Genomic DNA, 11,911 nt, shown 5'->3' on the forward strand with positions numbered 1-11,911 from the left:
ATTGCCATAAAATGTCGCTAACAAGCGCGTTTGAGGTTGAAAATGATTCCGGGCACAAAAAATCCGCGCTACATACTTTTACTGCTTATTGCGATACTGGCGGTAAACCAAATGGATCGAACAATCATTTCGATCCTCCTTGATGACATTTCTGAAGAGTTTTCTCTAACCAATACACAGCTGGGTCTCTTGTCCGGCGGTGTATTGATCGTTGTGTACACTCTATTTGGCTTCCCGATTGCAAAGCTTTCCGCGCGATCAAATCGTAAAAATATCATCAGCATCACCACAGCAATTTGGAGCACATTGACGTTCTTCGTCGCAGGTGCGCAAAATTTCTGGCAACTGATGCTAGCGCGGATAGGTGTTGGCATCGGCGAATCCGGCGCTGTCGTGCCAGCGCATTCCATTATCTCGGATTTGTTCCCGCCTGATCGACGCACTTCTGCGATGGCAAGTTATGTGGTTGGTGCCAACCTTGGCGTTTTGCTTGCGTTTCTCATCGGCGGATTTGCTGGTCAGTTACTTGGCTGGAGATGGGCCTTTGTGCTGGCCGCGGTGCCCGGTCTGCTGCTGGCCTTTTTGTTCTTTTTCACGGTAGAAGAGCCACCACGCGCGCCAAATGCACCTGACGAAACAGACAGGTTGTTTCTCAAAACACTCGGCGTTATTTGGCAAGATCGCGGTCTAAGACATGCGCTGATTGGCGTATCACTCGCATCAATATTGACCCATGCAGGCCTGGCGTGGAACGCAACATTCATCATACGGGCGCACAATCTCTCACTGATTCAAACCGGCATTTTCTTTGCATTAAGTGCCGGCATCCTTGGTAGTCTAATCACATGGGGAAGCGGTTGGTTGGCCGATCATTTCGGGGCATCTCATCCAAAATTTAGATTGGGAATGGTTGTCGCTGCCATTTTGATTGGCAAACCGTTTTCGGCCGCATTTGCACTGCTAACGCCAACAATACCGGCCCTATTGTGCCTGCTTGTCCCTATCGGTTTAGCGAGCGTTTTTTGGGGACCCACATTCGCCTTTTTGCATGGACGAATGGCACCGGAGATGCGCCCCATGGCGACGGCAATATTTATGTTCTCATTTTCGATAGTGGGTGTCGGCATCGGCCCAACGCTCATTGGCATATTAAGTGATACAGTATTTGCCAGCGAAGGTGTTCGGTCTCTGGGATGGGCAATAATGACCGTCCAGCTTATTGGCGTGTGGAGTGCGTATCACTATTGGGTGGCAATGAAGACAATACCCGACGTCGACATTGCCGCGCGCGCCTAAGCGACGCACCGCATAAAGACGATAGGGTCTAAATTTGGTTTCGTGGACAAATTGGCCTTAACCCATTGTCGGTCGAGTGTCCGCAGATGCTGCGGACACTCTAATGCTTAACACGAAATGCATGGTCTCAAAAGTCAGCTAAGCAAACTAGCGGAACTCACCTTACACACCCGACCAATGTGGTAACGGGTCATACCCCAACTGCAGCAAAACATGCGGGACATCAACAAAAACCCAGTTTTCCACGAGAAGCTCGTTTTCTCGCCGCCACCAGTCACAAACGCGCATAAAGACTCGCTTTTGTGTGGGGCCTTGCCCCAGAAATGGTTTCACGTTTATACCGGTTAGAGATGGCCATCCACCAGAGCAGGTGTAATTTCCATCACCATATCTTGTGAAATGCTTTGTCAGCCCATTGTCCTTGGAGCCACCAGACCATTCGTCAAACTGGGACTCGAAAGGTACTTGGAACGATGCAAATTCCTCGACGCCAACAAAGCTTCCAAATGCGCCGGGCCCATACCACATCATGTTTTTGTGCCAGTAAGGTCGCCAAGCTTCATCCTTGGTTGCCAGTCTAGCAAGCATATCTGTCACAATTTGATAACTGCGCTGACCCTCGGCAGGATCAGGGGTGCTTGTGATGACACCGTCCCGGCTCGCAGGTCCTTGGATCAACCCGGTGTATCCGCGTGACAGACCAGGTCCTATGGTCAGAGGCCATTGATTGCAAGCGATCATTAGTTCGGGAATGTCCAGATAAATGTAGCTTTCGACGGCTTTGCCGTCTTCAATACGGTGAAATTCGCCGTAACGTAGATAGCTCAACGTATTTGTGGCCTTTAGGCCAATCCAATCTCTGGCAAAGCGTCCTACATAATAACCGGTCGAACTGATCCAATCTTGACCTTCAAATTGGCCAGCCATGAAGATATCGTCGCGTCTATAAAGACCATCAAAAGCCTGTTGCAACGGGTGCAGAAATCTCGAGAAATATGCGGCTGCACCCTGTGTTTGATTGAACGGATGGACAACGTTTATGTTGGCGTCTGCAGTAAAAAACGACGCAACTGCTTCAGAAAAATCGCCTGGGTGTTGCAGGGCCTCTGCATATTGCAGATAGAGTGAACGGTCATGTGATGACATGATATTTCCTTTTTGAATGCATTAATTTTATGGGGTGGGTCGAGTTACTTGTGACCCGGACCCGCACGCATTCTGGAGAAAGGAATTCTACCCGGACGCTTTGAGCGCACCGCAAGCAGACGCATGGTCGCGTTCTTTGCAGATGATCGTATAGATTGAAGGCTCTTTGGTCCCATACGGTGACTGTAACGCTTATCAAAAATTAAACAAGAGAGGGAAAACGGCACATGACTGGCCGCTTCTCGGTGAGACGTCACTGATTAGAACGAAACCGGCTCACACGCCCTAATCTTGAAGAATGACGTAAGTTGACCTTCGCGCGTCTTGCAGTAGCTTGCGGAGCCGGCTCAGTGCAGCCAGTTGGAAAAATCAGAACGAGCAACTTCGGTTGTCATCACTTCCCACTTAATGCGGAGCCCAGTCGGCCAGCACACAACGTATTAGTCAATGCGAGACTGAACGAACTGTGTAATTCGCGCCAAAACTCGATACATAAGCATGAAATTATCGTCTAATTCATGTTGTTTTTTTGCGTTTGCTGCGACTTTGTTCCAGTGAGGTATTGGCATTGATCAAGTTTGCAGCAAATACAATTGAACGCGTGAGAAAGCCAAGCCGTCTTCAAACAAGGGAGCATTGTGAACGCCCGGTATCAAGTGGAAACGTGCGAAACATCTTTGTCTGGCGAATAGATATCCAAAATATTCCAATGCCCCGTTGTTGGCGTCGGATTATTGACCATCGGTACATCGATTACAGTTGGTTTGTTGCTTTCGATGGCCTTGAGCAATGCAGGAAGCAACTCTTCAGCCGTTTCAATATGCACGCCAACAGCACCATAGGCTTTAGCAATCTGGGCATAGTCGGGGCCATATTCTGGTTGAGCCGCAGTGCCAGGAAATGTTGTGCCATAGGTGATGCCGTAATGGGCTTTTTGAAGCCCTGCGATGGTCCCAAAAGCATTGTTGTTCATCACTAGCCAAATAATGCCTAAATCTAGTTCCACGGCGGTAGCGAGCATCGACGGGTTTTGACCAAAACCTCCATCACCAACGAGGGATAGAACCGTCCGGTCCGGCGCGGCGAGTTTTGCGCCAATTGCGCCCGGCGGGCCAAATCCCATTGTTGCAAATCCGCCAGGAGTTAGGATCGAACCTGGTGTTAGAATATCAAATTGCTGGCCTACTCCATTTTTGTTCCAACCAACGTCTGTTGTGATAATCGCATCTTCTGGCAATGCTGTGCGCGTATCGGCCAAAATGCGCTCTGGCATCATAGGGATTGCGGCGCTCGTCGCCATTTCCTGATTGCCCTGTTTAAACCCTTTGCGGAAGGCATTGATCTTGGTTTCAAGTTTCGGACGCTTGAACCCGTCAGGATACATTTCTCTCGCCACACGATTGAGCACATTGAGCGCAGAGTTCGCGTCTGAAACAACACCAATTTCGGTTGGATAGTTCCGGCCAATTTCTGACGGCTCGATATCAATGTGGATGACTTTTGTGCCCGGAATGTTGAACGTGTATCCGGGATACCAAGACGAGCAATCAGCTTCTTTAAAGCGCGTACCAATCGCAAATAACCAATCCGCATTCAAACATGACTGATTGACGAGCTCTGTTCCCCAAAAGCCTGTCATCCCAAGAACCAATGGGTGATCATCCCTCACCGCCCCTTTGCCCATTAATGAGTGAGCAACAGGTATCCCCATGTGATTGACGAACGAGGTAAGTTCATCCGAAGCGTTCGCGAGTAAGATACCGCCACCAGCATAAATAACTGGGTTTTCGGCCTCTGCAAGAGAATTCACGATTGTTCGTGCTGTCTCGTCATCAATCGATGGTTTCACCAGTTTCCGGGTATTGCCAATAATACGATCGAACGAAGCACTCGAAATCTTCTCAGAAAAAATATCCATCGGCACATTTACGAGCACCGGACCCGGCTGACCGCTTTCAGCTAGGTGAAAAGCCTTCTCCAAAATCTCGGCCATCAAGTCTGCACGATCAACCCGCCAGGCGCGTTTTACGAATGGCCTGTAAATTTCATATTGCTGCGCGTCGGCGTGCAGGTTCACTTCTTGGTGCGGATGTTTGCCGTAATAATGGGTTGGGATATCGCCAGCGATAACCACCATAGGAATGCAATCCATCGCCGCATTGGCGACACCTGTGGCACAATTCGTGAGGCCCGGGCTAAGATGAGAAAGAACAACCGAAGTTGTACCGGTCACCCGTGCATAAGCATCAGCCGCATGCGACGCGATTTGCTCATGGCGCACAGTCACGAAGTCTATCGGACTTTCATTCAATGCGGCCAGCACAGCGATATTTGTGTGTCCACAAAGGCCGAATACGTGTTTTACTTCACGCCGTTCCAAAAAATCGACAACGTGCTCAGCTACTGTTTTCTCGGTGCTCATTGTGCTCACCCCTTAAACGGTTTCGGTTTGGAAAAAATCACCAAACAATTCTTGTTCACTTGGACGATCTTCAGCAATTGGCCGGCTTACCCAGGTGTAATTCATCATGTGTTTCATGGTGACATTTTCATTGGTGATGTTGCCGCCCCAAATGCCGCAGCCCAAACTCGAGGTCATGGGCATTCCGTTGGTCCACGCGCCAGCATTGGCTTTTGATTGGGGTTGGCGCACCATCATGCGGCTCACCGGCGCTAATCGGGCCAGTGCATCAATATTTGCGTCATTATGGCTGTAAATGCCGCATGAATGACCTTTGCCTCCAACAGCATAAATTCTGCTCACAGTATGAAGCGCATCCTTGAATGTTTCAAAGTGATAAAGCGCCATCAAAGTGGTGAGTTTTTCTTTAGAGAATTTGAAATCAGCACCAATTTGGCCTTGGTTCTCCACCATTAAGAACTTGCGATCCTCTGGGATCGAAAACCCAGCAACTTCAGCCGTTTGTTGCGGGCGACAGGCGATGGTTGGGAATGTGCGGTTACCCTTCTCGTCCCACATTGCTTTTTCAAGCAGCGCCTTCTCCTTCTCATCGCAAAGATAACCACCTTCGGCGACAAGTGCTGCCACCATCTTGTCATAGACAGATCGCTGAATAATGATGTTGCCGTCTGCTGAACAACCTGAGCCAAAGTCCGAAGTTTTTGAAATTCGAGTGTTTCTCGCCGCGATTTCGATATCTGCGGTTTCATCAATCACGATTGAGGAGTTCCCGGCCCCAACCCCATAGGCTGGTCGGCCAGAACTATAGGCGGCTTTGACCATTGGTTTTCCGCCCGTTGCCAAAGTGAGATCACAGACTTCCATAAGATGCTGTGTGATCGGAATTGAAGGATGACGAACCGCTTGGAATAGGTCTTCAGGCGCATCGACTGCACGACACGCGGCGCGCATAACCTCTACCATCTCGTAAGTTGTTTCTGCTGTGCGCGGATGGGGTGAAAAGATCACCGCGTTGCGGGCATTTGCTGCGGACACCCCAGTTACTGGCGGGGTCATCGCAGGGTTTGTCATGGGAATAAGCGAAGCAATAACACCGGCGGGTTTGGCGTATTTCACCAACCCTTTAGCTTCGTCCACTTCAACAATACCGGTTGAAGGGGTACGTAAAACATCGCGCAGAACCATATGAATTTTAAACCGTTTGGCAGGGCGACCTTCACGGTCTCCAATTCCACTTTCATCCACGCCCTTTTGCGCAAGGCGGGTGAAGGTTTTTTCATTTCCCGCGTACCAGCCGATCGCTTGTGCTAGCCGGTCAAGTTTTTCCTGCGAATAGTTCTCGATTTCCGCCATCGCCACGCGCGCACGATTCAACATTTCGGCAACTAGTATTTTGTCATCTTCAGTGAGCTCTCGCGCCATGATGTTCCTCAGATATTTTCTTTGTTTGATTTGTTACAGGGGCAAGCTCGCGCCGTTTCGAGCGGGCGTTCCCAAATGTTGTTTTCGCGTGTGCAAGGCAGCGTCGAGCATGCTCTTCGTATCCAAGTTCAGACACGCGGCTTTGATTTGGTAATTCTAATGAGTGATAAACGGGCGGCATTCTCTCAATAATGCCTTGATAATCAATCCATCCTTCACCCGGATATAAGCGTGCATCCCGCGCCAGCTGGATCATCCCAGCGCGCGTGTCTGCGATGCCGGGAAGACAGTCGGAAACATGTAAAAAGTGGAGCAATTCGCTCGGCACATGCAACAACTCGCCAATATCGACCCGACTAAGGTGCAGATAAAGCGTGTCAACCAGAATGCCCCCGTTTGGCTGATCTGCGGTGCGCACAATATCTAATGTTTCATCCAGCGTTCGCAGCCGTGAGAAACTGGGAAATTCGAGATCAATGGTGATATCGAACTGTTCAGCGATCTGGCACGTCTCAGCATAGCAATCGACTAGGAAGTTGCGATCGTCCCGCCCTTCAGTCCAGGCGCTCATAATCATGTGTTTGGCGCCAAGCTCGGCACCAAACTCCAGCGCAGGCTCAAATGCTCGAGGATCGACGTCTTCCGTGATCCGCGCCAGTTCAATGTCCAATACTTTAATGTTGGTTGAAGCCAGTGCGGCTTTGGCGGCTTGTTTTTGCCCTGCATCCAATGGATCGGGATCAAACTCTCCGGGTACGTTCATTTTGATGAAACGCGGGCTGACAGCATCATAACCCGCACGGGCAGCGACATAGATAAGCTCAGGCACAGAACACCCAATAAGGGTGAGGTGCGCAAGCGAATATAATGGGGCATCTTCGTGTTGGTGCTTTGCCGTAGCCATGAATTACCCAGAACCGTGTTTCTACATAATATCTTATTTTCAATAAAATATCAGATATTATTTAAAACATCAACTCTGATGGCCTATTTTGTTTTCAGCGAGAAAACGCCCCATCGGACGCTTACTCCGCCTCGTAACGCGGCAAATAGGATGGCGGCATTGGTCCTTTGTTCCGCCCACCTTGGTTCATCTGCTCCCACGCATGGGCGAGAATGCCCACTGACCGAGACAAGCAAAATAATCCACGCGACAAGGGAGCCGCAAAACCCAACTCGCAAAAGATGACCGCAGTTGCGCCGTCGATATTCATGGCGATCTGGCGCCCGCCACGCTGCACACCCAATTCCGCTTGAACTGCCTCGCCAATATCTGCGAATTTCCCATCAACAACACCACGTTCTGCCGCTTCACGCACCAATGCCATTAGCCTTGGTGCACGTGGGTCGGTTGGCTTGTGAAATCGATGTCCAAAACCACTCACGATTTTGCCGTAGGTCGCACGCCAATGATCAAGGCCAGTTTTTACTGCATTCTCCAGCGTTGCCCCATCGCTCATACGCGTTGCAATATCATAGTAGAGTTCCGCGCATTGCTCCCCTGCTCCACCATGGACATCACCCAACATGTTTACCGCCGTTGCCATCGCATTATTCAGCCCAACCCCGCATGTAGCTGCCATACGCGCAGCAGCAATTGAGGGCGCTTGAGGACCATGATCAACACCGGCAACCAGTGCACATTCGAGCAATGCAGCCTGCGCTTTGGAGGGCATATCACCATTGACCATCAGCCAAATCATTTGTGGAAAGGTCACATTGCCAATGAGGTCTTGAATTGGGTTTCCTCGAAACTCGATTTTGCCCGGTTCCATGTCAATTATGGACGTTCGCCACCAGTTTTGGATCGCATCAGCGTCTGATTTGTCGCTCATTGGCACTCGCCTTCAAATTAATGTTGCTGGTTGCAAAGCCCTTCAGATGGATAGATTGGACTTCGCGTGAGAATTGCCTCACCCCAGCTCTTCGGTTTCCATTTGACAGTTGGATTGGGACGCAAGCCGCACAGCGGCATTTCGCGCCCCGTACCCAACGAACCCGTTTCGCCGCTCGACAATTTCGAAGAAGAACCCATTAAAAAGCGGCTTACTGTAAATCTGGAAATACTCTGCCTGACCTTCGCGCTCGTATAGAATGTTTCCATCACGAAGCCTTTCAACCATTTCGTCCTGCAGCCCAAAATGCGCTTGCAAGTCAGCATAATAGTTTGGTGAAATAATTAGCCGGTCAAAATTTGAATGCTGCAAAACTTGCGATGTTTCAAAAATGTCGTCGGTTGAAAATGCGATATGCTGGACACCTGCACCATATCTCTCCGCAAGAAATGACCCCGCAAATGTGCGATTGGATTGCGCTCCATTTAAATTCAAGCGAACTTCACCTTCGGGGCTGGATAGCACTTGACTAAGAACTGATCCGGATGGATCAGCGACATCGACGATAGTCGATTTCTCCATCTCAAATGTAGAAGTGTAATAAAGAAGCCAGCTCTGCATCTCCTGATATTTCATCGTTTGAGCAACATGGTCGATACGACGCAAACCGGCTGGCTGCACCGGACTATTTTGAGGAACAAGATCAAACTCAATGTCCCAAACCCTATGCAGATCAGATTTCTCGTCGATGAAGTGAACTACATTTCCGCCCACGCCTTTGATCGCAGGGATATCCAATTCACCACTACCAACAGGTTGTGAAAACTGCTTCGTGCCCAAACCCGATGCCCGCTCAACCGTTTGGTTTGCATCTTCAACGCGAAGGCCCATATCGCAAACTGAAGGGCCATGCTGCAAATAGGTTTGATGCGCGAAGCCGTTTTTGTCTTTATTGACGACAATGTTGATTGCACCTTGGCGCCAGAGTTCAACGGACTTTGAGATATGCTGACGTTCTCGTCTAAAGCTCATGCTTTCAAGAGTATTCACCAGCAATCCGCCGTCAGTTTCTTGCGCTGCAAATTCGATAAACTCGAAACCGCTGGCATACACACGCGGCGGCAAATCAGGCAAGTTTGGTTGAAATGCTGGCTCGATGCGGGCGACGTCATCCAAAAGGTTCACAAGTGAACGATATCCATCAGCCGCTATCTGCGACGCGCTGCCGCCCATATTTTTTGCGCCCAAACGCGCAAGTGACCAGTTCCCTTTATATCCATTGCGCGCCAACACGCGCACAAACCCTTTAAGGTTTAAACTGCCCTGACCTGGCAATAACCCAAGCTGATTTTTTAGAAACCGAATATCAATTTTTGAGGCTGGCGCATCGGAAAGTTGAACATGAAAGAGCTTTTCACCCGACATGTCCCGCAACTTTGCAGGTTTGGTGCCGTCTGCTAGGGAAAAGAAGCTATTTAGCGCCAGTCCAAAGTTCGAACGACCAACTGCGTTAACGACATCCCAAGCGTCTTGATCCGAGTTCAGCGTTTTTGCCCAAGGCCGCGCCAGCAATGCGATCCGAATGCCACGCTCGCTTGCCAAATCCGCAGCATCCGCGAAATCCGTTTGAATCGATTTCAATTCGTCGGTGCACTCTGCATGTGTAGAACTAGCAACCAAGAGTTGGCCAACTTCCAGTGAATTCGCCAGATCAAGTTTATGTTTCAAACGATCGAATGCCTGGACACGCTGAGCGCCACGTAACCCTTCCAATCCGTGAAATGGTTGCAGCACTGCCAATTGCAACCCGAACGAGTCCGCCAGAGATTTGACATCTTGGGCGCTCCCCGCAAAGCCAATAAAATCGGGCTCATGCAACTCAACACTATCAAATCCGGCGTCCGCAAGTACCTCCAGCTTCTTCGGTAAGGTGCCAGGAACAGAGGTAGTTGCCATGCAAAGTGACATGATACTATCCCTGATAGCCAAACACGCGAGGCAACCAAAGAACGATATCAGGCACCAAGATCATGACCAATAGAGCCGCAATAAGCACCGCCAAGAAGGTCCATATTTCTCGGATCATCTCCTTGAGTGGTATGCCGGTCACTGCGTTTATGACAAATAACAATATCCCGTAGGGCGGCGTAATCAGCCCGATCATAGAGTTCACCACCACCAGAACGCCGAAATGCACCAAGTCGATCCCAAGCGCCCTGCAGGTTGGAATGAACAACGGCACAATCACAAGAATGATGGTCGTGGCGTCCAACACGCAACCAAGCAGCAGCACCAGAATGTTGACACCAATAAGAAACACCAACGGATGCACGTCCAAACCGGTGAGTGCATCAGACATCATGCCCGGAATATTTTCAGAGATCACAATGAAATTCAGGATCAGTGCCCCACCGATCACCAAGCCAACGGCAGCAGATGAACGCGCACTCTCGACAAAAATGCGGTAGAGCGATTTGACTGACAATGCGCGGTAAAAGACCCCTGCCAAAACCAAAGCATATAAAGCAGCAATTGCTGCAGCTTCGGTTGGCGTCGTAATGCCACCGTAAATGCCATACAAAAGGATCACTGGCATCAACAGTGCAGGAAATGCATTTGCTGTAACTTTTGGTAGCTCCTTAAGCGGCACCGGCTCTTCGAGCGCAAATCCTCGACGGCCAGCCAAAAAGGCATTCATCACCATCAATACGCCGCCCATGATCAGGCCTGGCACAATGCCTGCTAAGAAGAGTGCCCCTATGGACTGATTTGAAACCAGCGCATAAAGCACCATGGGAATTGAAGGCGGAATGATTGGACCAATGGTAGCAGAAGCCGCGGTGATCGCAGCAGCATAGCCGCGCGAATATCGTCCCTCTTTGGTCATCATTTCAATGATGATTTTGCCAATCCCTGCCGCATCAGCGACAGCTGAACCTGACATGCCGGAGAAGATAAGGGAGGCGACAACATTCACATGGCCCAACCCACCTCTAAATCGACCAACAGCGGCGACGCAGAAGGTCAGCAGCCGTTCCGAAATTGTACCCGCATTCATGATATTGGCGGCAACAATGAACAGAGGCACCGCGAGCAAAACGAAGCTCTTATAAAGGCCTTGTGATATTTTTTCTCCGGCCAAAGCAACGTCTAACCCCGCCAAGCCGAGATAGACAGTAGAAGCCAAGATAATCGAATAACCAATTGGCGTTCCGATACCTGCAAGGAAGAATAATGTAATAAGACAGGAGGCTAATTCAAAACTCATTTGTCCTCCTCCATATCAACCAAATAGTGGTCGTCGGGCGGCCCATTTCGCCAAGTTTGAACAAACCGCCATCCATATCGAACGATTATTACGGCCATGAATATCCCGTAGATAGACAAGACGGTTCTCATGGGGATTTTGAGCGTCGCGCTTTTGCGGATATTCATCCAATCGATGTAATCCAATGTGGGCAGAAACGCCCAAGCAAAAATGCCAACGATTGCGGCCGCTGATATCAGCGCCATGATCTTTCGTGCAGGCGCAGGTGCCGCTAAATAGAAAATGTCAAATGTGACGTGGTCTTGCTCTTTGACGATAAACGCCGCCCCAAAGAACACGATCCAAAGCCAGAGCGTCAAATTTAGCTCAAGCGTCCAGCCAAATGGGGTCTGTAAGACGTAACGTGAGAATATCTGTAATATGAAGGTGAAGAACATCGCCGCCAACATTGTGGCGGCGATGAATTCTGCGCCGCGGGAAAACCATTTCACTAGTGTCTTCACGATGATTCCCCCGCGATTT

Annotated in this window: 9 protein-coding genes; 1 reads left to right on the forward strand and 8 read right to left on the reverse strand. The window is 49.8% G+C overall.

Annotated elements, in window-relative coordinates:
• Nucleotides 1–42: 42 nt before the first annotated feature.
• Entirely contained in the window at nucleotides 43–1,296 is a 1,254-nt protein-coding gene (locus tag AC2D8L_RS06090; protein ID WP_484684545.1) for a spinster family MFS transporter, read from the forward strand.
• A 162-nt stretch (nucleotides 1,297–1,458) separates the two neighbouring features.
• Here AC2D8L_RS06090 and AC2D8L_RS06095 read toward each other — a convergent pair whose 3' ends face one another.
• The 8 genes from AC2D8L_RS06095 to AC2D8L_RS06130 all read right to left on the reverse strand — a co-directional run bounded on the left by AC2D8L_RS06095 (nucleotide 1,459) and on the right by AC2D8L_RS06130 (nucleotide 11,892).
• Entirely contained in the window at nucleotides 1,459–2,442 is a 984-nt protein-coding gene (locus AC2D8L_RS06095; protein WP_484684546.1) for a hypothetical protein, read from the reverse strand.
• A 652-nt stretch (nucleotides 2,443–3,094) separates the two neighbouring features.
• Nucleotides 3,095–4,864 (reverse strand): thiamine pyrophosphate-binding protein, encoded by a 1,770-nt coding sequence (locus tag AC2D8L_RS06100; RefSeq protein WP_484684547.1) that lies wholly within the window; start codon nucleotides 4,862–4,864, stop codon nucleotides 3,095–3,097.
• A gap of 12 nt (nucleotides 4,865–4,876) precedes the next feature.
• Nucleotides 4,877–6,286 (reverse strand): aldehyde dehydrogenase family protein, encoded by a 1,410-nt coding sequence (locus AC2D8L_RS06105; RefSeq protein WP_484684548.1) that lies wholly within the window; start codon nucleotides 6,284–6,286, stop codon nucleotides 4,877–4,879.
• Nucleotides 6,267–7,190 (reverse strand): sugar phosphate isomerase/epimerase family protein, encoded by a 924-nt coding sequence (locus AC2D8L_RS06110; RefSeq protein WP_484684549.1) that lies wholly within the window; start codon nucleotides 7,188–7,190, stop codon nucleotides 6,267–6,269. Before AC2D8L_RS06110 ends, AC2D8L_RS06105 begins: the two co-directional genes overlap by 20 nt.
• 121 nt (nucleotides 7,191–7,311) lie before the next feature.
• Nucleotides 7,312–8,121, reverse strand: coding sequence for a citryl-CoA lyase (locus AC2D8L_RS06115; protein ID WP_484684550.1), 810 nt, complete (start codon nucleotides 8,119–8,121; stop codon nucleotides 7,312–7,314).
• Nucleotides 8,122–8,199: 78 nt separating this feature from the next.
• A complete protein-coding gene (locus AC2D8L_RS06120; protein WP_484684551.1) occupies nucleotides 8,200–10,089 on the reverse strand; it encodes a bifunctional sugar phosphate isomerase/epimerase/4-hydroxyphenylpyruvate dioxygenase family protein in 1,890 nt (629 codons plus the stop codon).
• Between the two features lie 4 nt (nucleotides 10,090–10,093).
• A complete protein-coding gene (locus tag AC2D8L_RS06125; RefSeq protein ID WP_484684552.1) occupies nucleotides 10,094–11,389 on the reverse strand; it encodes a TRAP transporter large permease in 1,296 nt (431 codons plus the stop codon).
• Nucleotides 11,386–11,892 carry a TRAP transporter small permease gene (locus AC2D8L_RS06130; protein WP_484684553.1) on the reverse strand — a complete coding sequence of 169 codons (507 nt, stop codon included), beginning with the start codon at nucleotides 11,890–11,892 and terminating at the stop codon, nucleotides 11,386–11,388. The genes AC2D8L_RS06125 and AC2D8L_RS06130 overlap by 4 nt, the downstream gene beginning before the upstream one ends.
• Nucleotides 11,893–11,911: the final 19 nt, after the last annotated feature.

This window comes from Maritalea sp. YIW29 (assembly GCF_057219265.1).

What these genes read in the sequence shown, in the direction of transcription:
- AC2D8L_RS06125 (WP_484684552.1), bottom strand. Translation starts at nt 11,389, where the DNA reads ATGAGTTTTGAATTAGCCTCCTGTCTTATTACATTATTCTTCCTTGCA.
- AC2D8L_RS06100 (WP_484684547.1), bottom strand. Translation starts at nt 4,864, where the DNA reads ATGAGCACCGAGAAAACAGTAGCTGAGCACGTTGTCGATTTTTTGGAA.
- AC2D8L_RS06105 (WP_484684548.1), bottom strand. Translation starts at nt 6,286, where the DNA reads ATGGCGCGAGAGCTCACTGAAGATGACAAAATACTAGTTGCCGAAATG.
- AC2D8L_RS06115 (WP_484684550.1), bottom strand. Translation starts at nt 8,121, where the DNA reads ATGAGCGACAAATCAGACGCTGATGCGATCCAAAACTGGTGGCGAACG.
- AC2D8L_RS06095 (WP_484684546.1), bottom strand. Translation starts at nt 2,442, where the DNA reads ATGTCATCACATGACCGTTCACTCTATCTGCAATATGCAGAGGCCCTG.
- AC2D8L_RS06090 (WP_484684545.1), top strand. Translation starts at nt 43, where the DNA reads ATGATTCCGGGCACAAAAAATCCGCGCTACATACTTTTACTGCTTATT.
- AC2D8L_RS06110 (WP_484684549.1), bottom strand. Translation starts at nt 7,190, where the DNA reads ATGGCTACGGCAAAGCACCAACACGAAGATGCCCCATTATATTCGCTT.
- AC2D8L_RS06120 (WP_484684551.1), bottom strand. Translation starts at nt 10,089, where the DNA reads ATGTCACTTTGCATGGCAACTACCTCTGTTCCTGGCACCTTACCGAAG.